The organism is Streptomyces sp. NPDC104202 (assembly GCF_055584185.1).
In genome coordinates this window covers 55,572-78,550 of sequence record NZ_JBVJMN010000001.1, presented here as the reverse complement: position 1 = coordinate 78,550, position 22,979 = coordinate 55,572, and the positions used below count along the sequence as shown (strand labels likewise).

At 73.0% G+C, this 22,979-nt stretch carries 20 protein-coding genes; 17 read left to right on the top strand and 3 right to left on the bottom strand.

Features of this window, described 5'->3' with window-relative positions:
- Window positions 1-2 precede the first annotated feature (2 nt).
- The 6 genes from ACZ60W_RS00375 (at window position 3) to ACZ60W_RS00350 (ending at window position 5,750) form a co-directional block, all read left to right on the top strand.
- Window positions 3-923, top strand: coding sequence for a branched-chain amino acid transaminase (locus ACZ60W_RS00375; protein WP_469753085.1), 921 nt, complete (start codon window positions 3-5; stop codon window positions 921-923).
- Between the two features lie 5 nt (window positions 924-928).
- Window positions 929-1,717: a hypothetical protein gene (locus ACZ60W_RS00370; protein WP_469753084.1), complete on the top strand. Its 789-nt coding sequence runs from the start codon at window positions 929-931 to the stop codon at window positions 1,715-1,717.
- Window positions 1,714-3,069, top strand: a complete 1,356-nt coding sequence (locus ACZ60W_RS00365; RefSeq protein ID WP_469753083.1) for an MFS transporter — start codon at window positions 1,714-1,716, stop codon at window positions 3,067-3,069. Before ACZ60W_RS00370 ends, ACZ60W_RS00365 begins: the two co-directional genes overlap by 4 nt.
- Complete coding sequence (locus ACZ60W_RS00360) at window positions 3,066-4,343, top strand: ATP-grasp domain-containing protein (RefSeq protein WP_469753082.1); 1,278 nt, start codon at window positions 3,066-3,068, stop codon at window positions 4,341-4,343. The genes ACZ60W_RS00365 and ACZ60W_RS00360 overlap by 4 nt, the downstream gene beginning before the upstream one ends.
- A gap of 1 nt (window position 4,344) precedes the next feature.
- Window positions 4,345-5,418 (top strand): alpha-hydroxy acid oxidase, encoded by a 1,074-nt coding sequence (locus ACZ60W_RS00355; RefSeq protein ID WP_469753081.1) that lies wholly within the window; start codon window positions 4,345-4,347, stop codon window positions 5,416-5,418.
- Window positions 5,419-5,534: 116 nt separating this feature from the next.
- Window positions 5,535-5,750 carry a hypothetical protein gene (locus ACZ60W_RS00350; RefSeq protein WP_469753080.1) on the top strand — a complete coding sequence of 72 codons (216 nt, stop codon included), beginning with the start codon at window positions 5,535-5,537 and terminating at the stop codon, window positions 5,748-5,750.
- 106 nt (window positions 5,751-5,856) lie between these two features.
- Here the strand turns inward: ACZ60W_RS00350 and ACZ60W_RS00345 are convergent, their stop codons facing one another.
- Window positions 5,857-6,033, bottom strand: a complete 177-nt coding sequence (locus ACZ60W_RS00345; protein ID WP_469753079.1) for a CsbD family protein — start codon at window positions 6,031-6,033, stop codon at window positions 5,857-5,859.
- Between the two features lie 884 nt (window positions 6,034-6,917).
- On the opposite strand from ACZ60W_RS00345, the gene ACZ60W_RS00340 reads away from it, so the two are divergent.
- From ACZ60W_RS00340 to ACZ60W_RS00305, 8 genes are all read left to right on the top strand, one after another.
- Entirely contained in the window at window positions 6,918-7,271 is a 354-nt protein-coding gene (locus ACZ60W_RS00340) for a DUF805 domain-containing protein (RefSeq protein ID WP_469753078.1), read from the top strand.
- Window positions 7,272-7,673: 402 nt separating this feature from the next.
- Window positions 7,674-8,684, top strand: a complete 1,011-nt coding sequence (locus tag ACZ60W_RS00335) for an endonuclease/exonuclease/phosphatase family protein (RefSeq protein WP_469753077.1) — start codon at window positions 7,674-7,676, stop codon at window positions 8,682-8,684.
- A gap of 38 nt (window positions 8,685-8,722) precedes the next feature.
- Window positions 8,723-9,526, top strand: a complete 804-nt coding sequence (gene cseB / locus ACZ60W_RS00330; RefSeq protein ID WP_469753076.1) for a two-component system response regulator CseB — start codon at window positions 8,723-8,725, stop codon at window positions 9,524-9,526.
- Window positions 9,527-9,542: 16 nt separating this feature from the next.
- Window positions 9,543-10,799: a sensor histidine kinase gene (locus ACZ60W_RS00325; RefSeq protein ID WP_469753075.1), complete on the top strand. Its 1,257-nt coding sequence runs from the start codon at window positions 9,543-9,545 to the stop codon at window positions 10,797-10,799.
- Between the two features lie 114 nt (window positions 10,800-10,913).
- Window positions 10,914-11,915, top strand: a complete 1,002-nt coding sequence (locus tag ACZ60W_RS00320; RefSeq protein ID WP_469753074.1) for a D-alanyl-D-alanine carboxypeptidase family protein — start codon at window positions 10,914-10,916, stop codon at window positions 11,913-11,915.
- Window positions 11,916-12,107: 192 nt separating this feature from the next.
- Window positions 12,108-13,349: a helix-turn-helix transcriptional regulator gene (locus tag ACZ60W_RS00315; protein WP_469753073.1), complete on the top strand. Its 1,242-nt coding sequence runs from the start codon at window positions 12,108-12,110 to the stop codon at window positions 13,347-13,349.
- Between the two features lie 134 nt (window positions 13,350-13,483).
- Window positions 13,484-16,198: a M4 family metallopeptidase gene (locus tag ACZ60W_RS00310; RefSeq protein WP_469753072.1), complete on the top strand. Its 2,715-nt coding sequence runs from the start codon at window positions 13,484-13,486 to the stop codon at window positions 16,196-16,198.
- 273 nt (window positions 16,199-16,471) lie between these two features.
- Window positions 16,472-16,948: an SRPBCC family protein gene (locus tag ACZ60W_RS00305; RefSeq protein WP_469753071.1), complete on the top strand. Its 477-nt coding sequence runs from the start codon at window positions 16,472-16,474 to the stop codon at window positions 16,946-16,948.
- Window positions 16,949-16,978: 30 nt separating this feature from the next.
- Here ACZ60W_RS00305 and ACZ60W_RS00300 read toward each other — a convergent pair whose 3' ends face one another.
- The gene (locus ACZ60W_RS00300) at window positions 16,979-17,968 is read right to left on the bottom strand and encodes an ArsR/SmtB family transcription factor (protein WP_469753070.1); all 990 of its coding nucleotides are present in this window, start codon (window positions 17,966-17,968) and stop codon (window positions 16,979-16,981) included.
- A gap of 211 nt (window positions 17,969-18,179) precedes the next feature.
- Window positions 18,180-18,980, bottom strand: coding sequence for a peptidoglycan DD-metalloendopeptidase family protein (locus tag ACZ60W_RS00295; protein WP_469753069.1), 801 nt, complete (start codon window positions 18,978-18,980; stop codon window positions 18,180-18,182).
- A 231-nt stretch (window positions 18,981-19,211) separates the two neighbouring features.
- On the opposite strand from ACZ60W_RS00295, the gene ACZ60W_RS00290 reads away from it, so the two are divergent.
- The 3 genes from ACZ60W_RS00290 to ACZ60W_RS00280 all read left to right on the top strand — a co-directional run bounded on the left by ACZ60W_RS00290 (window position 19,212) and on the right by ACZ60W_RS00280 (window position 22,355).
- Entirely contained in the window at window positions 19,212-20,432 is a 1,221-nt protein-coding gene (locus ACZ60W_RS00290) for a serine hydrolase (RefSeq protein ID WP_469753068.1), read from the top strand.
- A gap of 53 nt (window positions 20,433-20,485) precedes the next feature.
- Window positions 20,486-21,772, top strand: coding sequence for a hypothetical protein (locus ACZ60W_RS00285; RefSeq protein ID WP_469753067.1), 1,287 nt, complete (start codon window positions 20,486-20,488; stop codon window positions 21,770-21,772).
- 295 nt (window positions 21,773-22,067) lie between these two features.
- Window positions 22,068-22,355, top strand: coding sequence for a hypothetical protein (locus ACZ60W_RS00280; RefSeq protein ID WP_469753066.1), 288 nt, complete (start codon window positions 22,068-22,070; stop codon window positions 22,353-22,355).
- Window positions 22,356-22,979 lie beyond the last annotated feature (624 nt).

Below are 22,979 nucleotides of genomic sequence, written 5' to 3'. Positions count from 1 at the left end.
ACATGCCACTGACCCCGACCCCGTTCATCTGGATGGACGGCGAGCTGGTCCCCTGGGACGACGCGAAGGTGCACGTGCTCACGCCGAGCCTGCACTACGGATGGGGCGTCTACGAGGGCATCCGGGCCTACGCCACCGACTCGGGTTCCGCCGTCTTCCGGCTGCGCGAGCACGTCGCGCGGCTGCGCGACTCGGCACGGGTGTACCTGATGGAGCTGCCGTGGACCGATGAGGAGCTCGTCTCCGCCGTACGCGAACTGGTCCGGATCAACGGCCACGAGTCCTGCTACATCCGCCCCATCGCCTACCTGGGCTACGGCGAGATGGGCGTCGCGCCGCAGCTGGACGCGGTGAGGATGTCGATCGCGGTGTGGCCCTGGGGCTCGTACCTCGGTGACAAGGCCGAGGCGGAGGGCTGCCGGCTCATCGTCAGCAACTGGCAGCGCAACTCCCACCAGACGGTGCCGCCGCTCGCCAAGGCCACCGGCGCCTACGTCAACAGCGCGCTCGCCAAGGTGGGCGCGCAGCGCGCCGGGTACGACGACGCGCTGATGCTGACCGCGACCGGCCACATCGCGGAGGCGTCGGCCGCCAATCTGTTCCTGGTGCGCGACGGCGCCCTGGTCACCCCGCCCGTCAGCGACGGGATCCTGCCCGGCATCACCCGTGACAGCGTCATCACCATGGCCCGCGACCTGGGCCTGCAGGTGACGGAGCGCAGCATCCCGCGCAGCGAGGTCTACATCGCGGACGAGGCGTTCCTCACCGGGACCGCCGCCGAGATCGTGCCCGTGGCCTCCGTGGACGAGCGCCCGGTGGGCGCGGGCGGCGTCGGCCCGGTGACCAAGCAGCTGCGCGACCTCTTCCGCGACGTGGTCGGCGGCCGGCACGACGGGTACGCGCGCTGGCTGGAACGGGTGTGAGCTCCATGGGAACGACAGGGAACACGGGGGCGGCCGCCGCGGTCGCCTCGCTGGAGAACGCCGCACGGCGACTGCGGACAGTCCTGACCGCGCCGCTGCCGGGCGACGCCGCTCCGTCCGGCGCCTCCGCGTGGCGGGCCGCGCTGGACGAGGAGGTGTGCGACCGGCTGATCGACCTGGCCGCCGCCCGCGCCTGGGCCGCGGACCAGGCCGCCGAGCAGGACCCGGCGGCCGGCGTCCTGCACGGGTGCGCGCTGTGGGCCGTGGAGACGGACACCGCACGCGTCCTGGCCGCGGCCGGAACGCACCACCCCGACGGCCCGGACGCCGCCGCAGGCGCCGCCGTGGCCGCCCACGGCCAGGTGGCGACTCTCGTCAGCGCCCTGGCCGCGGCCGACGTGTACGACGCGGTGCGCGACCGGCTGCGGACCGCACTGGGCCCGCGCCCGGCCGGCCGGGCCGCCGCCGCCTGGGAGATCGCCGAGACGGCGTTGTCGGGCCTGGCCACCACGCGGGACGAGTGGGTCGGGGCCGACCCGGCGCACACCGCCGCCGGCGGCTGGGCGCTGGTCGACCGCGTCGGCCGGCTCGCGCTGGCCGTGGCGCTGCTTTCGGCGGCCTCGGCACACCCGGACGAACACGCCGATACCTGCGTCAACGCGGCCCGCCGGTACACCTGGAACCACCTGCGCCAGCCGCCCCCCGAGGCCGCCACCGCCGTCCACGTCCTGCGCACCGCCGAACTGGTCGACTGGATCGCCGGTTCCGCGTCCGCCGAGAGGAGCGGCGCATGAGCGGGCAGCCGAACGACACCGAGGAGAAGGAACAGCGCACGACCGGCCGCGTCGCGGGCCTGCTGCTGTCCATCCTGCCCAAGACGCCCGCGGGACGGCGGCTGGCGGCCGGCGCCGCGGTCGACTCCGTCGGCTCGGGCATGTTCCTGGCCGCCTCCACCCTGTACTTCGTCACCGTCGTCGGCCTGCCCGCCGCCCAGGTCGGCATGGTGCTGTCCGTCGCCGCGGTGGCCGGGCTGCTCAGCCCCGTCCCGCTCGGCCGCCTGGCCGACCGCGTGGGTCCGGTACGGGTCTACGTCGCCCTGCTCACCCTGCGCGGTCTCGGCTACGCCGGATTCGCGCTGATCGACGACTTCTGGCCGTACGCCGTCCTCACCTGCCTCCTCACCGCCCTGGACCGGGGCTGCTCACCCCTCCAGCAGGTGGTCGTGGGCATCGTCGAGGGCGGGCAGAACCAGACCCGGACGATGGCCTCCATCCGCTCGGTGCGCAACATCGGCCTGACCGCGGGCTTCCTGCTCGCGGGCGCCGTCCTCGCGATCCAGGAACGGGCGGCGTTCGCCGCGCTGTTCCTGGCGAACGCCGTGACGTTCTTCGTCATCGCCGCCGTGGTGGAGCAACTACGCCGACGGGTCCCGGCCGCTGTCCCCGCACCCGCCGCCGCCCAGCCGGACGCCGGTGAGCCCGCCCCGGCCGAGCCCCGGCCCACGGCGGTCCGCAGCCCCTTCCGGGACGTGCGGTTCATGCTCTTCACCCTCTCCAACGGGGTGCTGTCCCTGCACGACTCGGTGCTCTTCGTCCTCCTGCCCCTGTGGCTGACCACGGCCACCGACGCCCCGTCCTCGGCGGTCTCGGTCCTGCTCGCGGTCAACACCGTGCTGACCGTGATGCTCCAGGTGTACGTGGCCCGGTTCGCCGAGACCACGGCCGACGCCCTGAGGCTCGTCCCCGTCGCCCTCGTCCCGCTGCTCGTCTCGTGCGCGGCGTTCGCCGGCGCCGAACACGTCCCGGTATGGCTCGCCGCGGCCTGCGCCGTCCTCGCCGTGGTGCTGCTGACGGTGGGCGAGAACCTGCACTCCATCGCCGTGTGGAACCTGTCGTACGAGCTGTCGCCCGCACCGGCCCGGTCCCGCTACCTGGCCGCCTTCAGTCTGGGCATGACCGGCCAGCAGATCGTCGGCCCGATCCTGATGACGGGCGTGCTGCTGCCGATGGGCACGGCGGGCTGGGCCGTGCTCGCCGTCGTGTTCGCGCTGGCCGCCGTGGTGGTACGCGCCACCGGCGCACCCCGCGGGACGCCCGTCCCGGCACCCTCCTCCCCTTCCGCCACTCCCAGCGAGGTGACCCCATGACCGAACACGTGCTGATCGTCGGAGGAGGCAGGGAGATCCCCGGCCTGATCCGCGACGCGGGCGACCCCGACGTCGTCACGACCATCCTGTGCCGGATGGACTTCGTCCCCAAGATCCGCAAGCCCGGGCAGCACGACCGCGTGCTGGCCCTGCGCAGCGACGCCCCCGACGCGGAGTGGATCGCGCTGGCCACCGCCGTCCACGAGCGGCAGCCCTTCACCCGCGTGGGCACCTTCGGCGAGCGGGACCAGGACCGGGCCGCGGCGGTCGCCGCCGCCCTCGGGCTGCCCTGCCACTCGCCGCAGACCGTCGCCTACGTCCACGACAAGCACGCGATGCGCCGCCGGCTTGCGGAACTGGGCGTGGACGAGACCCCCGGCGGCCGGGTCGCCGACGTGGCCGAACTGCGCGCCTTCCTGGCGCGGCACGGCACCCCGTGCGTGGTGAAGCCGGTGCAGGGGGCGGGCAGCTTCGGCGTCTCCGTGGTCCGCGACGCCGCCGAGGCGGAAGCGGCCTTCGCCCGCGCCGCGGCGGACTTCGAGGTCATCCCGGACGCCGGCGTCCTCGTGGAGCGCTTCCACGAGGGCCCGCAGTTCAGCGTCGAGGCCTTCTCCGAGGACGGCGAGCACGAGATCCTCGCCGTGACACGGAAGTTCTCCGACCCGGTGGGCTTCGTCGAGCTGGGCCACGTCGTGCCCGCCGAACTGTCCCCGGAGCAGACCGACGCGGTCCACGGGTACGTACAGCGCCTCCTCGACGCCCTCGACATCACCTACGGCGTCACCCACACGGAGGTCGTCCTGACCGAGTCCGGACCCCGGGTCATCGAGACCCACGTCCGCCTCGCCGGCGACGAGATCCCGTACCTCGTGCACGACGTCACCGGAGTCGACCTGGTGGACTGCGTGGTCCGCCAGACGCTCGGACAGCCGGTACTGGCGGACATCCGCAAGACGCTGGCCGACCCCTCGGTCGACCGCAGCCCCGAGGCGATCTGGTTCGCCGTCCCCCAGGCGCGCGGCACCCTCGCACGCATCGTCGGTCTGGACGAAGCCGCCGCCCGGCCCGGCGTCGTGGCCGCCGAGGCCCTGCTCGGCGCCGGCGACGTGCTCGGCGACCTGGACAGCTCGGAGTCCCGCGCCGCCTTCGTCCGCGCCCGCGGCGCGAACGCGGCCGAGGCCGTGGAGCGCGCCCGACAGGCCGTGGCGGCGCTCGAGTTCGAGGTCACGGTGTCCGGTGACGCCGCGGCCGGCGGCACGGGGGACTGGATCTGACATGACGGCGACACGGGAACTCTCCGGCTCGGCGCACGCCGGCATCCGCGCGTCGGGTGAGCTGTCCGAGCTGGCCCGCACGGTCCTGCCGCAGGCCGCGTACGAGTTCTACGCCGCCGGCTCGGACGAGGAGATCAGCGCGGGCGAGGCGGCAGCCGCCTGGCGCGGCCGGCGGCTGCTGCCACGCGTCCTCCGCGACGTCTCGTCCGTCGACACGGGCGTCGAGCTGCTGGGGACCCGTCTCGCGTCCCCGGTGCTCGCCGGCCCCACGGCCTTCCACCGCATGGCGCACGACGAGGGCGAGACGGCCACGGCGGCGGGCGTCGCCGCGGCCGGCTCGCTGCTCGTCCTCTCCTCCCGCGCCACCCGCCACCCGGAGGACGTCGCCGCCGTCGCCGGACCGTGGTGGTACCAGGTGTACTGGCTGCGGGACCCCGAGATCACCCGCCGCCAGGTCGATCGGGCGGTCGCCGCCGGTGCACGGGCCCTGGTGCTGACGGTCGACGCCCCCTACGTACCGCCCCGGGCGACCTCCGGACTCCCGCTGCCCCTGCCCGAGGACGACGAGCTGTGCCGCTCGGTCGGCATCGGCACCCGGCTGCCCGGCTGGGAACAGGACCCCTCGCTGGGCCTGGACGCCATCGCCCGGCTGCACCGGATGTCCGGTCTCCCCGTGCTGGTCAAGGGCGTGCTGCGGCCCGACGACGCCCAGGCGTGCGTGGCCGCCGGCGCGGCCGGGGTGATCGTCTCCAACCACGGCGGCCGGCAACTGGACCGCGCGGTCTCCTCCGCGGACGCCCTCCCCGCCGTCGCGGCCGCCGTCGGCCCCGACGTCCCCGTCCTCGTCGACGGCGGCCTCCGCACCGGCACGGACGTCCTCATCGCCCTCGCCTCGGGCGCCCGAGCCGTCCTCCTCGGCCGCCCCGTCGTCTGGTCCCTCGCCCTCGGCGGCGCCTCCGGCGTCACCAGCCTCCTCGACTCCTACCGCACCCAGCTCGCCACCTCCATGGCCCTCGCCGGCTGCGCCCGCCTCGCGGACATCGACGGGAGTCTGCTGCTCGACGACCGGGCATAGAAGGGGGGGGCGGGGGCCGCGCGCCAAGAGCCGTTTCCCTCACCTCGGGCTGCTCCGGGAGCAAAGGGTGTGTGTTATGAGCCGATATGTGACTATCGGCGGCTTACCTTCTGTGTATGACAGTTCAGGTGACCATGCACACCTCGTCGCTCCCGGAAGGCTCTCCCGCGGCGCGCCGTACGGTGACCTACGAGGACCGTGAGGGCGAGACGTTCGTGTACTCCATCGTCGAGGGCGGAGCCCTACGGATCTCCAAGGGTGGGGGAGCGGCGCCGGAGGTGGTCTACGGCCCCTTGGCGTGGGAGAGCGTCGAGGGCGACGCCGCGTCGTGAACGCACGGGAGCCCAGCCGCTGACGCCGGGGACCGCCTCCGTGCGGCCGGGCGGACGAACACCGGGCCGCTCCTGAGGGAGCGGCCCGGTGTTCGTCCGTGACGGATCAGCGTTCGTCGCGCTTCCCGCGGAGGGCGTCCTTGGCGTCGGTCACCGCTTCCTTCGCCTTGCCCTCGGCCTGGTCCATCTTGCCCTCGGCCTTCATCCGGTCATTGCCCGTCGCCTTGCCGACCGCTTCCTTCGCCTTGCCCTTGACCTTGTCCATGCGGCCCTTGTCAGCCATGACCAGCCCTTCGTCGGGAGAGAACAACAGTGATGACAAACTAAGACAAAAGCTGATGTTCTTCCTGTCGAGCCAGTCCGCCGCATCGCGTGGACCGGAGTGGACTGCGCTTGCGTCGCTCCTCATGAGGTCGCGTCTTCCCAGGTCATGCGGGTCGGGGCCGTGAGTCCGCCCCCGGAGCGGATGCTGCGTCCGCGGCCCCGCCACCGGATGCCACGACGAGCCCCGGCGCCGGTCGGCCCGCGGGCTTCGCGCCGCCTGCCGCACCTCGCCCGGGCACCACCCTGCACGGCACCTGACACGGAGCCCGGACGCCGCCCCAAGCCGGGCTTGCAACCTGTACCCAGGTACGGGTCCACCGTCGGAGATGTCCCCACCACCGGTTTTCAGTGCCTCATGGGGTGTTGAATTTTGTGCAGATCGGGATGGAGGTTTTCGTGAATCCATCGTGATCCAAATCTGCATATAAAGGCCAGATGGGGCGCGAGGTGAGGCGAGCCGCAAGACGGGTGCCTCCCATCTCGCAGTCGATATCGGAAAAAGAGGCTTTACCGGAAATGTGGGATCAAGGTGCCGGAACCTGAACTCGTCCTCGGTGCCCCCGTCGTCGACGGCACCCCTGAGCGCCTCGGCACGTTCATGTCGATGGCCGCGCGGCGCTCACCTTCCATGGTCGACTCTCGGTGCGCAGGGAAGGTCTTCCCGCGGCCGCTCACCTCCTCGATCCCAGGAGGCGAAGCCGTTCACATGCGGTGCCCCGTGGCTGTGAATGGCCGCCTCCAGATAACGAATTGACCCACGCAGTTTCGGCCACATAAGTTCTGCGTAAGCCTCGCTCCACAGGGACAGGCTCCCGCTCGCACAGCAGTCCTTGGGGGGACAAAATGAACTGGTACCTCGACGTCTTCAAGAAGTACGCGGTGTTCAACGGCCGGGCGCGCCGCAAGGAATTCTGGATGTTCCAGCTCTTCAACATCATCGCGTCGATCATCGCGGGGGTCATCGACGGTGCTCTGGGCATTTCGCTGCTCAGCATCATCTACGTGCTCGCCATTCTGGTCCCGAGCCTCGCGCTCTCCGTGCGCCGCCTGCACGACACCGGCCGCAGCGGCTGGTGGCTCCTGATCGGCCTCGTCCCGCTGGTCGGCGGCATCATCCTGCTCGTCTTCTACTGCACCGAGGGTGAGCAGGCGCAGAACGAGCACGGCCCGAACCCGAAGCTGGCTCCCGCGTTCTGACGGTCGCCCCTCGGCGAGACCGTCCCGCCGTACGCCGTCTGACGGCACGTACGCCGGCACCACCCCTCGAAGCCCCCGGAAGGTCCGCCTCCCGGGGGCTTCGCGCATGCCGTGAGGGGTCGGCGTGGGCCCGCTGAGGTTTCGGCCGTGGGGCGGCCCGGTCACTTCGCGGCGCTGGTCAGGACGCCGTTCGGATGGTCGTCGTCCGGATCGCCGACGGCGGTCCGGAGTTTCAGGAGGGGTACGGCGACGAAGCGGTACAACGGTGCCTGCCGGGCCGATACGCAGTTGAAACACGGCCGCGGGGCGCTCGAAGCGGTGCCCGGGCCGGATGGAAGCGTGCCCAGGCGACGCTGTGCCGGTACCCGATTCCCGGTGTACGCGACGCCGGAGGCCGTTGTCATGCTGAGTACCCCGCACCGCCCCTGTCCCGCCACCGAAGAGGAGCCCGTCGACCCGCCCCAGGACGGGGTCCGGTGGCGTGTGGCCGGCGTCCTCGCGGACCGTCGCGGCCGGCTGATCGCCGCCTCCGCGCTGTGCGCCGCCCTGCTGATGCTGCTGCACGCCCGGATCCCCAACGGGGTCGGCCGGCTCGGCAGCCTCTTCGAGACCTTCCTGCCGTGGGCAGGGCTGAGCGTCCCGGTCATGCTCGCGGCGGCGGCGGTCCGGCGCTCCCGGCTCGGCGCCGTCGCCGTCATCGTGCCCGCGGTGGTCTGGGTCTCGCTCTTCGGCGGCGTGGTCATCGACAAGGGCTCCGTCGGTGGAGACCTCGTCGTGGTCTCGCACAACGTGGACGAGGCGAACCCCGATCCCGGGCGCACGGCGCGCGCCCTCGCCAAGTCGGGCGCGCACGTGCTCGCGTTGGAGGAGCTGTCGTCGAGGACCACGCCCGCGTTCGAGCGCGAGCTGGCCGCGGACTATCCGTACCACTCGGTCCACCTCGGCATCGGGCTGTGGAGCAAATACCCGATGCGCCGAGTGGAACCCGTGCCGATCATGCCCTGGACCCGTGCGGTACGGGCCACGGTCGAGACCCCGAAGGGCCCGGTCGCCGTCTTCGCCGCTCACCTCGCCTCGGTACGCGTCTCGCCGGTCGCCGGATTCGCCACCGCCCGCCGCGACGAGGCGGGAAGGAACCTCGCCGAGGCCGTGCGGGCCGAGCAGCTGCCGCGCGTCGTCGTGATGGGCGACTTCAACGGGACGAGCGACGACACCGCGCTGAGGCCGCTGACCTCACAGCTGCGCACCGTGCACGGGGAGGCGGGCGCCGGCTTCGGCTTCACGTGGCCCGCGTCGTTCCCGGTGGTGCGCATCGACCAGATCATGGTCAGGGGAGTGAGCCCCGCCTCCTCCTGGTCGCTCCCGGCCACGGGCAGCGACCACCTCCCCGTCGCGGCCTCGCTGAGGCTGTGACCGCACCGCCCGGCCCGCTGACTACGATGGCCCCACACATGCCCGTCCCAGATCAGACAGGTGGTAAGTCGGTCATCCGAGTGCCAGGCCCCGGCCCCGTCAGCATCCTCGTCGTCGAGGACGACGCCGTCATCCGCCGCGCCGTCCAGCTCTTCCTGGAGCGGTACGGGTATCAGGTCACCGTGGCCGCGGACGGTCTCGCCGGCCTGGAGGCATTCCGGGCCGGCGCCCACGACCTGCTGATCCTGGACGTCATGCTGCCCGCACTCGACGGCATCGGCCTGTGCCAGCGGATCCGGGAGGAGAGCCTGGTGCCGATCCTGATGATGTCCGCGCGCGGCGACGCCCTCGACGTCGTCGCGGGGCTGGAAGCGGGCGCCGACGACTACGTCGTCAAACCCGTCGACACCGCCATCCTGGTCGCCCGCATCCGCATGCTGCTGCGCCGAGCGAGCTTCCAGCGACTCGACCAGGGCACCGACCCGGCGGCGAAGCCGCCGACCAGCGCCCCGGACATCCACGCCCGCGGAGACCAGGCGGCCGCGGTCACCCCCGGAGCGCTGGTCTTCGGCGACCTGACCGTCGACACCGTCGGTCTGGAAGTGCGACGCGACGGCCGGCCCGTCCCGCTGACCCCCACCGAACTCCGCCTCCTCCTGGAGTTCGCCGCTGCACCCGGCACCGTGCTCGATCGCCGACGGCTGCTCCGTGACGTGTGGGACTACGGCTGGGAAGGCGACTCCCGGGTCGTGGACCTGTGCGTCCTGCGCCTGCGCAAGAAGATCGGAACCGGCCGGATCGAGACCGTCCGCGGCTTCGGATACAAACTCGTCCGCGACTGAGAGACCGACCAGGCCCATGGCACTCCTCAACCCCCGCGCCCTGCGCTGGAAGATCGCCGCCCTGACCGCGGCCGCCTGCTGCGCGGTGGCCGCGGTGATCGGCGTCCTCGTCCACCAGGCCATGGCCGACCGCGGCGACCGCACCGGCGAGGAGCGCGTCGGCGCCCGCCTGACCGCCGCGGAGCGCGAGTACACCCGTACGGGCACCACGCCGCTCGACGTCGAGGTCCTCTCCCCCCAGGAGCTGGAGGCCCCCCTCGCCCACGCACTGGCTGCCAGGAACCCGCAGGCCCTGTACGCGACCTGGTACGACCGGAAGCCCCCCAACTGGTACTGGCTGTGGGCGGCCAAGCCCGTCGCCGGCAACCGCGTACTCGTCGCCCGCACCGACATGAGCGCCGAGGTGCGCGGCCTCCAGCTCCTGGACCGCAGCATCGTCAAGGCCGTGCTGGCCGCCCTCGCGGTCGTCGTCCCGCTCGCCGCCCTGGCCACCGAACCGATGAACCGCCGACTGCGCCACGGTTCCCGCACCGCCCGCGCCATCGCCGACGGCGACCTCGACGCCCGGATCGGCTCCCGCGGCCGAGCCCGCGACGAGATCGCCGAGATGTCGGCCGCCATGGACGTGATGGCCGGAGCGCTGCAGCGGAAACTGGAGGACGAGCGGCGCTTCACCGCGGACGTCGCCCATGAACTGCGCACCCCGTTGATGGGCCTCACCACGGCCGCAGGACTGCTCCCGGACGGCGACGAGGCGGCGGACCTCGTACGGGACCGGGCCCTGGCGCTGAACGGCCTGGTCGAGGACCTGCTGGAGATCTCCCGGCTCGACGCCGGCGCCGAACGGGCCCGGACCGACGTCGTACCCCTCGGGGAACTGGTCGACGACGTCGTGCGCCGGACGGGGACGCAGACCACCGTCACGACCGGGGACGCCCAGGTGGTGGAGACCGACCCGCGCAGGGTGGAACGGATCGTGGTCAACCTCGTGACCAACGCGCACCGGCACGGAGCGGCCCCGGTCGAGGTCACCGTCACGGGCACGCGGATCGTCGTCCGGGACCACGGGCCCGGCCTGCCCGCCCCGCTCCTGGCCGACGGACCACAGCGCTTCCGTACGGGAGCCTCCGAGCGGGGCCGCGGACACGGCCTCGGACTCACCATCGCCCAGGGGCAGGCCGACGTGCTCGGAGCCCGGCTGACCTTCGCCAACGGCCCCGACGGAGGCGCGACCGTCACCCTCGACCTGGCGTCGATCGAGCCTGATACGTAACCGCAACAAGACCCCGCGGCGGCGGAAACGAGGGCGCGGGAGCCCGGAAGTACGACCCCTCGAAGGTGGGTTCAGGTGCGGGATCCGCACCCGTCCCGCCTTGGAGGTCCCTCGATGTCCGACAGTCTCCGCCGTTTCCGCGCCGGTCTCCTCCGGCCCGCCGTCCTGTACATGTCGGCCGCCCTCCTCGTGAGCGGCACGGCCGGCTGGTACGCCTTCGCCGGCGAAGGACTCGCCGGCCTCGTCGGCACGGAGCCCTCAGGCCACCACGCTGCCGCGGGGACCGAGTCGGCCGAGGCCCTGGGCCGGGCGATGGACCTTCCGTGGCCGGCGGAAGGGCAGTCGAGCGCGGAGGTCGAAGGCATCGGAAGCCTCGGGACCAGGGGCGCGCAGACTCCGGTGCCGATCGCCAGCATCACCAAGGTCATGACCGCCTACGTGATCCTCGCCGGCCACCCGATGTCCGCGGGCGAGCAGGGCGCCACGGTGACCGCCGACCAGCAGGCCGCCGACGAGTCGTACTCGTCGAGCGAGTCGACCGCACCCCTCGAAGCCGGCCGTGCGTACACGCAGCGCCAGCTCCTCGAGCTCCTGATGCTGCCCTCGGGCAACAACGTCGCCCGCCTCCTGGCCCGTTGGGACGCGGGCGGCCAGGAAGCGTTCGCCGAGAAGATGAACAAGGCCGCTGCGAAGCTCGGGATGGACCGCACGATCTACACCGGAGCCTCGGGCATCGAAGCGAGTACGAAGAGCACCGCCACCGACCAGCTGAAGCTGGCCCGCGCCGTCATGCAGAACGAGTCCTTCCGCCAGATCGTCGCCACCCCCGCCACCACGGCCCCCGGCGTCGGCGGGCAGATACGCAACAGCAACCGACTCCTCGGCCAGGAAGGGGTGATCGGCCTGAAGACCGGCTCCTCCACCCCGGCCGGCGGCAACCTCATGTGGGCCGCCACCCAGGAGATCGAAGGCACCTCGCACCTCATCCTCGGGGTCGTCCTCCACCAGCAGGCCGGTACCAGCCCCACCCAGGGCATGGCCGCCGCCTTCGACGCCAGCCGCACCCTGATCACCGCCATCCGCAGCGCCCTCCCTCGGGCCCTCGCGGGACGGTAGGACGAGGGGCGCCGGTGAACCGGCTCTCCGTACCGGGCGTTCGTGACCCGTCCAGGGTCCGGCCCGGAGAGCCGCCGCGCGGGCCGGAGCAGGACTGCGGCGTACCGTCGCCATGCCGTCCCTCGCCTGGCGGTTAGACGCCATGGCGGCTTGCCGCCCTCCGGGGCACTTACCCGGGGGAGTGGTTCCCGTTTGGATCATCCACATGAGACCGACACCCGGACGCCGCTCTGCACCGGCCGCGACCACCCTCGCCGTCGACGGCGGACTCCTGACTCCCCCGTACGCGGCGACGGCACAGGACGCCACCGGGAACAAGGCACCGTCCGCCGGAGAGTTCCCGGCCGACCGGACAAGGCCGCAGAGCTGAACGACGAACCGCGCCCCTCCGGACAGGGCCGTACGGCCGGCTCCCCGGCGGACGCCTCCCTGCTCGCCCTGCTCGGCCTCGGGCCCGAGGAGGACGCCGTCTACCGCCTCCTCGTCGACCGGCCGGACAGTGCACCGGACTGCCTCACCGGGCCGTTGACTCCGCGGGAGGTCGCCCGCGCGCTCGACGTGCTCGTCGAGCGGGGCCTGGCCAGCGCGCGGCGCGGCCCGGAGGGCACCGCACCGCGGTATCGGGCCGCCTCCCCGCTCCTCGCCCTGGGCCCGCTCGTCGAGGCGCGCCGTGGCGCCCTCCATCAGGTCGAGGATCTGATCGGCGAGTTGTCCGAACGGCACCGAACGGCCCAGGCACGCGCCTCCGGCGCCCCCGTCGAGGTGCTGTCGGGGGCCGCCGCGATCCGGCGCCGGCTGCTCGCGATGGGCCGGGAGGCGCAGCACGAGGTCTGCTCGCTGATCCCCACCCGCAGGGCACCCGTGGCCCTCACCGCCGAGGAGGGTCTCGAAGAGGTCGAGCGCGAGTCCATGGCCCGCGGGGTGCTGCTGCGCTCGGTCCTGGAGCGGGGCTGGTTCGACCGGCCGGACACCGCCGCCTGCGCCACCCTGCTCGCGGAACAGGGGCAGAGCGTCACCGTCGCCGACCGGGTGCCGATCAAGATGATCATCGCGGACCGCCGTACGGCGCTGCTGCCGCTCGACCCCGAACGTGAGGAGACCGAGCCGATCGCGCTCGTCGTGCACCGCAGCGGCCTGCTCACCGCGCTCCAGTCCCTCTTCGACCAGTGCTACGCGCAGGCCACTCCGCTGCGGGTTGGCAGGGGGGAGGGGGCGCCCCCCGCCGACGACGTCCTCGACGGCCTCGACCGCGACGTCCTCGCCCTCCTGCACGTGGGGCTCACGGACGCCACCATCGCCCGCCAACTGGGCGTCGGGCACCGCACCGTGCAGCGCCGGCTCCGGACCCTGATGGCCCGCGCGAACGCGGCGACCCGCTTCCAGCTCGGCTGTCACGCGGTACGGGCCGGCTGGCTGGAGGAGGACTCCGGCTGAGGCGCATTTACGCCTCAGCCACTTTGCGCCACCGGCGATCTCTTGTAGGGGGCACCCGGCGTGGCCAAGCATCGACCCACCGATCACGTGGAGCTCCTCGGCTCCACGTTTCCGTGTGTGATGGGGAGGACGTTGTGCCGAAGAGATCGATACGCCGGGCAGTCGCCGCGTCGGTGGTGGCCGCCGCCACCGGTTCCGCGCTGCTGACCGGGCCCGCCTGGTCCGCCGAGGAGACACCCGGAACCGCAGCGGTCACCCGCCCGCCGGTCCCGGTGGCGCCCGCCGTGACCCAGGGCCTGGACACGAAGGTCAGGAGCGGCACCCCCGCCCAGGCAGCCCGCGCCCACCTGGCGGACCACCAGGACACCTACCGGGTGCCCGCGTCCGACCTGAAGGCGGTCCGCACCACCGTGGACGGCGACCAGTCCACCGTCCGTTTCCGCCAGGAGCACAACGGTGTACCGGTGTTCGGCGCCGAGTACGCGGTGCAGACGCAGCCGGACGGGGACGGCCGACGGGTCACCTCCGCCACCGGCACCCTCTACACGGACCTCACGGTCTCCACGACCCCCGAGGTCGACGAGAACACCGCCCGGCGGCGCCTGTTCCTGCTCGACGCGCACCTGCGCGGTGTCGAGGGCGCCCGGACCGCCGCACACGGCCTGACCGTGCTGCCCGACGCCCAGGGCGGCCGGCTGGCCTGGCACTTCACCGTCACCGGCGCCAGGAAGGACGGCAGTCCCGTGCGCCAGGAGGCGTACGTCGACGCCCGCGTCGGCGGCCTCGCCCTCTCCTACGACAACATCGACGCCGCCGACGCCGCGCCCGCCCCGGCCACCGGCGTCCGCGTCGACGGCGGCGAGGTGAAGCTGGAGGCCGACAAGGCGGCGGACGGGTCCTACACGCTCGTCGACTCCAGCCGTGCCATGTTCCCCGTCACCGGCGGCCAGATCCGTACCTACGACGCCCAGCGCAAGAGCTACCTCGACGTCGCGGGCGGCCCGGTCACCGACGACGTGCCGCTGGTGAAGTCCGCCACCGACCGCTTCGACGGCGCGCACACCACCTCCGGCGCGGTCGACGCCCACCTCAACGCCGCCAAGGTCTACGCGTTCTACAAGAACGAGATCGGCCGCGACGGCGTCGACGGCAAGGGCGGCACGATCCACTCCGTCGTCAACGTCGCCGCCAACGGCAAGGACTACGCCAACGCCTTCTGGGACGGATCCAAGATGGTCTACGGCCACATGAACGGCATACCGCTGTCCGTGGGCCTGGACGTCGTCGGCCACGAGATGACGCACGGCGTCACCGAACACAGCGCGGGCCTCGTCTACCTCAACCAGTCGGGCGCCCTCAACGAGGCGATCTCCGACTACTTCGGCAACGCCATGGAGACCGCCGACAAGGGCGTGGCCATGGACGACCCCACCTCCGGGCTCGTCGGCGAGTACCTGTGCAACGGCACCAAGCCCCTCGACGAGTGCGCGCTGCGTGACCTGAACGACGGCCGGGACGCCCGCGAGGACTACGAACCGATCCCGCTCGACATCGACAACGGCGGGGTCCACTACAACTCCACCATCGTCGGCGGCGCCCTGTGGGACATGCGCAAGTCGATCGACACCGGGCTCGCCGACCGCATCGTCTACCGCGCGGCGCAGAACTACCTCACCCCGCTGTCCGGCTTCACCGAGATGCGCACCGCGGTCACGCTGGCCGCCACGTCCCTGAAGGTCTCCGACGACGTTCGGGCGAAGATCGCCGCCGCCTTCGACGCCCACGGCATCGAGGACGGCTGGGAGCGCAGGAGCGGCACGCACGACGGCACCACCCTCGGTGCCGACGTCCTGCCCGCCTACGAGGTCTACGGCGGCGTGGACGAGCAGGCCGCGCAGATCAGCGGCGACGTGTACGCCATCCCCCACGGCGACGCCGTCGCCTGGGACCGGGGCTCGGCCGCGTTCGGCATCACCGTCGGCCGGTTCGACAAGCAGAACGGCTCGTCGGACCACGAACTCGCCCAGGACGACGCCTACCTGCTCGACCCCTCGGTCGACCAGGACCGGATCGTCTTCACCCGGGTCGCCGCCGACGGCGTCGGCGTCTACGGCGCCGGTGACAAGGGCCAGGGCAGGATCAAGGAGATCGTCGACACACCCGACGCCGACGAGACCGAGCCGGTCACCGAGGACGGCGCCCTCGCCTACCTCTCCACCACCGCCGACGGCGAGCAGGACGTCATGCTCCGCAAGCCCGACGGAACCACCCTGAACGTGACGCCCGAGCCCGGCACCCGGGCCGCCCGCCTCGCCATGAGGAACGGCACGATCGCCTGGGCCGGCGGCGCCGACGGCACCTACGGGACCGTCTACGACATCGCCACCGGCAAGACCCAGACCAAGCGCATGGCGGGCTTCCTGTTCGGTCAGATCACCGACGTCCAGCTCACCTCGGACCGGATCTTCTGGCGCAACACCCAGGCGTTTCTCTTCCGCAGCGACTCGGTCGAGACGGCGCCGGTCGCCGACCTGACGCAGACCAGGAAGCTGAAGGCGCCGACCTCGATGTACATCGGCCAGTTCTCGGTCACCGACGACTACTTCGCCTACTCGACGACCGACTTCTGGGGCGGGTTCGGCAGCTGGTCGGGCCCCTGGAAGGTCAAGGTCGCACCGACCGCCGACGTCGTCGGCGGCACCGCCGTCTACCAGCGCGTCTCCTGCTCCTCCGGCACGCAGATGGCCCCCTCCCTCGGCGACGGTCAGCGCGCCGTCTGGGTGGACACCACGGCCGCCGCGTCGGACGTGGTGACCCGCGCGACGTTCGCCGCAACCTGCGAGGACTAGGCGCATCCAGTTGGTCGGTCCGATCACCTGAGCGTTCCGACCGTGAGCACGCTCGACGCCGGCTCGACCGGGCTCGGCGCGGACCTCCGGTGCGGTGAAGGCGTGTGGGCCTCACCGCACCGGAGGTCGTGCCACGAACCCCGTGGAGGAGCCCTACCGGTGGACGGGAGGGCGACACGCGGCGGCTGTGAGCGCCGGGGGAGCACGGTGCGGATAGCGTCGGCCTGGGCCACGGGAGCCCTTGGCCAGGCACAGAAGGAGGACGGGGTCGCCGTGTCGCGCAATCGCCGCTTGATCCTGAGCCCGCCGTCCCGCGTGTGGAGCCTGTTGTCCGACGGGCACCGCTACGGGGAGTGGGTCTCGGGAACGCAGCAGGTCATCACCGTCGACCCGCACTGGCCTCAGGTGGGCGCCCGGCTCCGGGTCCGGGTGGGGGCGGGCCCCCTCGCCCTCGACGACACCTGTGTCGTCCGCATCTGCGAGCCCGGGCGGCGCCTCGAACTGGAGGCGAAGGCCGGGCCCTTCGGCGCTGCTCGCATCGCCATGAACCTGGTTCCCTGGGGCGAGCACACGCTCTTCCTGCTCGAATGGCACCCCCTACGAGGGCCAGGCACCCGCATGCACGGGCTCCCCGTCGACTACATCGTCTCCGTCCGCAACGGCATGATGCTGACGAAGCTCGCCCGGATCGCGGTGCGCGAGCAGCGTGCGACCGCAGCCGACGTCCCCGCCGGAGCACTCGGTCGTTGACGCGGGGCGCCCCCGGGCGCCCGCGCCGTCTCAGCCGAGGGCTCCGTTGAGGAGCGCTTCGCCCAGCCGTGTCCGGTGGTGGAGCACCCGTAAGCCGTCGCGGTGGGACAGCAGCAGCCCGGCGTCCCGGAGCACCGAGGCGTGCCGGCTCGCCGTGGAGGGGGCGAGCCGCAGTGCGGCGGCCAGGTCGGTGGTGGTCATGGGGCGGTTGAGCATCCGCAGCAGCTCGGCGCGCGAGGTGCCGATGAGCTGCGCCGCCGGATCTGTCCGGGTGCCGTGCCGGCGTTCGAGCCAGCCCGGTGCGGGCGCGAGCGGATGGACGAGGACGGGCGGCAGCGCGTCGTTCACCAGGGCCAGCGGAGCGCGGACACAGAAGAACGCCGGCACCAGCGTCAGGGCCCTGCCGCGCAGCAGCAGCGCACGGTCCACGGGGTACGGGGTGCGCAGCCGCCCGTGCCGGTACTCCCATCCGGGCAGGTCGTCGTAGCCGGTCAGCATGCCCTCCGCCCCGTGGGTGAGGGCCGCCTCGGCGCGCTGCGCCCGGTCGGAGGCCGCGTGCGCCCGCATCACGGGGAGGTACGGCTCCACGGCGACGCGGTAGTAGGCGCGCAGTGAGTCGACGAGTCGGCCCAGTGTCCGGGGGCAGCCCTCGGCCAGCAGCCGCACGCCGGGCGGCACCGGGCCTGGGGTGTGGGTGTGGAGCCGGGACAGTTCGGCGAGGAGCCGTCGGCGGGGGGTCGCGAGCAGCCGGTGCAGACCGGCCTCGATGTCGGGGTCCCCACGCCCGGGGGTCAGGAAGTCGGGGAAATAGGCGCCGTCGGGACACAGCCGCATGAGGTCGTACGTGGCCGGCAGCAGTCCGGTGCGGCGCAGCGCCGCACCCACCTCGCGGCGCCAGGGATCGAAGGTGAGCGGGGCGGTCCGGTTCTGGAGGAGATGGAGGCTGAGCGCGGTCTCCCAGAGCGGGTCCACGCCGGCGGCCACGCGCAGCCGGACCAGCTCCTGGCTGGTGAAATCCACCCGAAGCACTGTGCACCCCCAGGACGTCAGGGGCGCCTGATGGCGCCGGTCCGGCAGTCTATGCGCGTTGAGCCCTTGGCGCAGGCATGTCATAAGACATTCATCGCGCCTCGCCGTCGCGGGGTACGCGCGCCGGCGGGACCGTCCGGGCGGGGAAGCCCGGACGGTCCCGCCGGTGTGCACCGCCGCGGTGGTGCGGCCCGTCGCCCTGTCAGCAGATCGGCACGCCGGGAAGCTGGGCGCTGGGGTGATCGATGTAGATGTTGCTGATGAAACCGTTCTGGTCGCGGAGCTTGCTCCACCAGTTGTTGCTGTAGCCCTCGGCGTTGACGGTGTCGCCCTGCTTCTGGCACAGGACCCGCACGGCCGTCGGGCCGCCGAGCGTCGTCACGACCGCGGCGGACAGCCGTGCGTCGGCGCGGACGTTGATGCCGCTGCCCCAGGTCATGAACGGCGTGCCGCTGCCGCCGCAGGCGTTGTCGCTCGTCAGGTACGCCTGGTTGTAGCTGCCCGGGTAGGACAGCCCGGCACCGTTGATCACGATGTTCTGGCCCACGCCGTTGTAGAGCTGCTCGTAGTGGATGTGCGCGCCGGAGGAGTTGCCGGTGCTGCCGGTGACGCCGACCTGCTGACCCTGGCTCACCCAGGCGCCGCCGGCCACCGAGTACGCGGACAGGTGGAAGTAGTACGTCTGCCAGCCGCCGCCGTGGTCGATCACGATGTAGTTGCCGGCGCCGCTGGGCTGGGAGTGCCGGGTGGCCGTGCCCGCCGCCGAGGCGAGCACGGGGGTGCCCGCCGTCGCGCCGCCGTCGGCGCGGACGAAGTCGAGGGCGCGCCGGACCTCGGCCGAGTGGTGGCTGTAGGTCCACCGCTGCCCGCAGGGATACGGCGCCTTGAAGGCGGGCGCCGCCGTCGCCCCGGTCCCGCCCGCGTGCGCGGGGGAGGCGGAAAGGCCGGCGAGTGCTAGCAGCGCGGCGGCGGCCAGGGCCGGAAGGCGTTTGAGGAACCTCACGATTGCTCCTAGGTGGGGGGAGGGGACCGGGCGGCGACGCTCCGGACGGGTGCGCTGTGAGACGTCGGGAACGTAGCGGGGCGACGTGCCCCTGACAAGCGTGGGCCGCGCTCGTTCGACCAGGAACGAAACCCTTGCGCCGCGGCGGCGTTTCTCCTCACGCTGACGTCCGCGCACCGGATGTCCGACGCCCCGCCAGCCGTCACCACGCCACCGAGGAGCCCTCGACCCATGCCCTGGCATCAACGGCCCCGCGCACCACGACGGCGCGGCGCCCTCCCGGCCGCCGCCGCCCTCTCCGTCCTGCTCGGCGTCCTGCTCGCCGGAACGGCCACCGCCTTCCCCGTGTCCCACCGGACTCCCGGCCCCTCGGAAGCGACGGCCGCCGAGGGGGCGGACACCCGTACCACGCCCGACATCCCCGCCGGAACGACCGCGGGCATCGCCGTCTACGACCGGCAGACCGGCCGGTTCACCGAACTCCACGACGCCGACCGGCAGTTCCGGTCCGCCTCACTGGTGAAGCTGCTGCTCGCCCTCGACGTCCTCGGCGACGCCGGCCCCGCCGCCCTGCCCGAGGCCGACCGGGTGCGTCTCACCGCCATGCTGCGCAGCAGCGACGACGCGGCGGCCGGCCACTACTGGACCGCCCGAGGGGGGAGCGCCATCGTGACCCGCACCGCCTCCCGCCTCGGTCTCACCGGCACGGTCCCCCCACCCGCGTCCCACCCCGGCTACTGGGGCTACACCGCGACCACGGCGGCCGACACCGTCCGCGTCTACCGCCACATCCTCGACGCCGCACCGGCCCCCGTGCGCGCCTTCGTCATGGACGCGCTGCACGCGGCCACCCGCTGCGGCAACGACGGCTTCGACCAGTACTTCGGCCTCGCCTCCGCCTTCGACGGCCCTCGGGCGATCAAGCAGGGCTGGTCCGGCTTCACCTCCGGCGGCTGCATCGCGGCCCCCGCGTCCCGCGCCGTCCCGCGGTCCGCCGCGGCAGCGGACCCCGAACCGCGCGCCGCCTCCCTGGACCTGGTGTCCGAGGCGCTCCACACCACCGGCACCGTCGGCCCCGACGACCGCACCGTGGTCGCCGTCCTCACCCTCCACCCCGACGGCACGCCGTACGGCACCGCGTACGGCAAGGTCACCCGGCTCACCGACTCCCTCGACGTGCCGGGCGCCGTCCGCCCGACGGGCACCCGCTTCGGCACCTGGGGGAGCGGCGTACGCGTCCGGGCAGCGGCGCACACCGGATCCGCCCATCTGGCCACCCTCCCGGCCGGGGTCGAGGTCCTGGTGGGCTGCCAGGCCCAGGGCGAGCGCGTCACCGTCCCCCAGTACACCAACGACTGGTGGGCGTACCTGCCGCAGTACGGCGGCTGGGTCAGCCAGATCTACATCAGCTCCCCCGCCGACACCTTGCCCGGCGTCCCCGACTGCCCCTGACCGTTCTCCCGCGCACCGCCCTCGTCCCCCCCACGACCCGAAGGAGGCGCAGCATGCGCCGAACCGACAGACACCACCCCGGACGCCGCCTCCCCGTGCTCGCCGTCTCCCTGACCGCCCTGTCCGCCTTCGCCCTCGGCTTCGGCCCGGCCGGCACGCAGGAGCCGGCAGCGCAGCGCGCCGCCGGGCCGGTGACCTGGCGGGCCGACCTCACGGCCGCCTCCGGTGACGAGGTCAACCTCGTCCGCACCGGCGGCTCCCTGCGCCTGCGTGACGGACGTCTGCGGCCCGCCTCGGTCCGTGCCGGCCAGGCCCAGGGCACCACCGTGCTGCCCACCCGCGTGCTCGACCGGGCCGTCAACCGCATCGCGGTCGACCTCGACGCCACTGCGCCCGCGGGCACCAGGGCGGCCGTCGACGTCCGCGGACGCGACGGTCTCGGACGCTGGACCGAGTGGCGCGAGGCGCGCACCGGCGCACCCGCCGTGCTGCCCCGGGCCGTCACCGACGTCCAGGTCCGCCTCACCCTCGTCGGCGCCCCGGCAGGCGCCACGCCGGAGGTCCGCGGTCTCGGACTGACCGCGGAACTCGGCGCGCCCGACGCCGACGCAGGGGTGAGCGGTGCCGCCGCCTCGGCCGCCGCCGCACCGTTCGCCGCCCGGGTGTACGCCACGCGCGAGGGCCTGGTCGGCGGGACCACCGCCAACGGCCACGTGATCGTCCCCAACGACCACTTCGTCGCCCTGCCGTCCCGGCGCGGACTGTCCCCCAAGGGCAGCGCCCAGTACTCCGTCCGCGTCTGCGGCCCGGCCCGGTGCGAGACCGCCCCCGTCTGGGACGTCGGCCCCTGGAACACCCACGACGACCACTGGAACCCCTCCTCCGTCCGCGAGACCTTCAAGGACCTCCCCCAGGGCAAGCCGGAAGCACAGGCGGCGTACGAGAACGGCTACCGCGGCGGCCTCGACGAATTCGGCCGCCGCGTGCTCAACCCGGCGGGCATCGACCTGGCCGACGGCACCTTCTACAACGTCGGCCTCGGCGACAACGGCTGGGTCACCGTTACCTACCTCTGGACCGGCGACGTCACCACCCGCTCCTTCCCGACCTGGGGAACCGGCGTGAATATCCGCAAGCAGGCCACCTCGACATCCGCGCAGGTCGCCCAGCTCTCCGGCCCCACCACCGTCCGCGTCCAGTGCCAGGTGCACGGCCAACTCGTCCAGGTCGACGGCTACAGCAACGACGCCTGGTCCTACCTGCCGGACTACGGCGGCTACATCTCCAACATCTACATCGACGTCCCCGAGGGCTGGCTCCCAGGCGTCCCGACCTGCTGACCCCACCTACCCGCCCACCCGCCCACCCGCCCACTCGCCCACCCGTCCGCACGGACGGCGGCACCGGGGGCCCTGGACGCCCGCGGTGCCGCCGTCCACGTCTCCTGATCGCCGCGGTTGGTCACCGCACCGGCCGGGGTCGGCCGTGTGATCGAGCAGCAGGTGGGCGATGCCTCCCGAACGCCGCCCGACGGCCATGCAGTACGTGCAGTCCAGCAACGCCGATCCGAAGCCGGCCAGAAGTACGGCGTCCCAAGCCCTGATAGTCCTCGGGTATCGGGGTAGGCGGCGGCGTATGGCACCGAAGACCGAACGTATCCAGTTCCTGCGGGCGGTGCGCCAACTGCACCGTGTCCGTTCCTTCTACGCTGCGGGTGTCCTGCTGTGGGCAGGGTCCACCGCCTGGACCACGTGGCAGGCGCCCGGGAGCCGGCAGATGTGGGTGTCCGTCCTCCTCCTGGCCGTCTTCGCCGCTCTCCTCGCCACCGCCGGCTTCTCCCTGCGGCACCTCCCCGCTCCCACCAGCGGCCGGCCCGCGCATCACGCCGCCCGGCGCAAGGCAGCCCGTCACGCTCCTGCCTGAAGGCACATCGGCCCGCCTCCGGGCGCCCGCGGGAGCGGGTCGCGCACTCCGGCGGGCCGACCGTGCGCGCCCCGTACACGGGCGGGCGGCTCCTTGCCGCGCCGGCCGGACGCGTGGCGGACGCGATGGCCGACGGCAGCCGCAGACGCCGCCCCCTGCTCCTGCTCGCCCGGTAGGCCCGGTGTCCGTGACCGGGCGGACTCATGATCGTTACCCGCTGTGGCAGCTTCGAGGACACTGCTACAGCCGTCCTCTCGCGCCCTGACTGTGAGTCCGAGTCAGATCGTCGCAGGGAGGAACGCGGAGTGGGTGGCTGGATCAGTGTCGGTCTGGGGGCCGCGGCGGTGCTGTGCCCGCTGCCGCATCACGGGGAGGTGGCCGTCGGCATGGACCACTCTCCTGCCCACGATCACCTGGTGGTGTGTGCCCCGGACGTGTGGGTCGACATGGGCTACGGCAGCGGTATGACGCCGCCCACCGGCGCCGTGTGCCCGCCCGCGGCTCCGCCGCCCCCGTCGCCGCCTCCCTCGTCGCAGCCGTCGCCGGCGCCCCCGCCCCTCGCGGTCCCGCAGTCCGCGCCGCCGGGGTCGCCCGTCCCCTCGGCACCGCGTGCCACTCCCAGGC

Coding starts and splice junctions, on each gene's coding strand:
- ACZ60W_RS00335 (WP_469753077.1), top strand. CDS start 7,674: ATGCTGAGTACCCCGCACCGCCCCTGTCCCGCCACCGAAGAGGAGCCC.
- ACZ60W_RS00360 (WP_469753082.1), top strand. CDS start 3,066: ATGACCGAACACGTGCTGATCGTCGGAGGAGGCAGGGAGATCCCCGGC.
- ACZ60W_RS00365 (WP_469753083.1), top strand. CDS start 1,714: ATGAGCGGGCAGCCGAACGACACCGAGGAGAAGGAACAGCGCACGACC.
- ACZ60W_RS00285 (WP_469753067.1), top strand. CDS start 20,486: ATGCGCCGAACCGACAGACACCACCCCGGACGCCGCCTCCCCGTGCTC.
- ACZ60W_RS00375 (WP_469753085.1), top strand. CDS start 3: ATGCCACTGACCCCGACCCCGTTCATCTGGATGGACGGCGAGCTGGTC.
- ACZ60W_RS00340 (WP_469753078.1), top strand. CDS start 6,918: ATGAACTGGTACCTCGACGTCTTCAAGAAGTACGCGGTGTTCAACGGC.
- ACZ60W_RS00345 (WP_469753079.1), bottom strand. CDS start 6,033: ATGGCTGACAAGGGCCGCATGGACAAGGTCAAGGGCAAGGCGAAGGAA.
- ACZ60W_RS00290 (WP_469753068.1), top strand. CDS start 19,212: ATGCCCTGGCATCAACGGCCCCGCGCACCACGACGGCGCGGCGCCCTC.
- ACZ60W_RS00280 (WP_469753066.1), top strand. CDS start 22,068: ATGGCACCGAAGACCGAACGTATCCAGTTCCTGCGGGCGGTGCGCCAA.
- ACZ60W_RS00355 (WP_469753081.1), top strand. CDS start 4,345: ATGACGGCGACACGGGAACTCTCCGGCTCGGCGCACGCCGGCATCCGC.
- ACZ60W_RS00350 (WP_469753080.1), top strand. CDS start 5,535: ATGACAGTTCAGGTGACCATGCACACCTCGTCGCTCCCGGAAGGCTCT.
- ACZ60W_RS00320 (WP_469753074.1), top strand. CDS start 10,914: ATGTCCGACAGTCTCCGCCGTTTCCGCGCCGGTCTCCTCCGGCCCGCC.
- cseB (WP_469753076.1), top strand. CDS start 8,723: ATGCCCGTCCCAGATCAGACAGGTGGTAAGTCGGTCATCCGAGTGCCA.
- ACZ60W_RS00325 (WP_469753075.1), top strand. CDS start 9,543: ATGGCACTCCTCAACCCCCGCGCCCTGCGCTGGAAGATCGCCGCCCTG.
- ACZ60W_RS00370 (WP_469753084.1), top strand. CDS start 929: ATGGGAACGACAGGGAACACGGGGGCGGCCGCCGCGGTCGCCTCGCTG.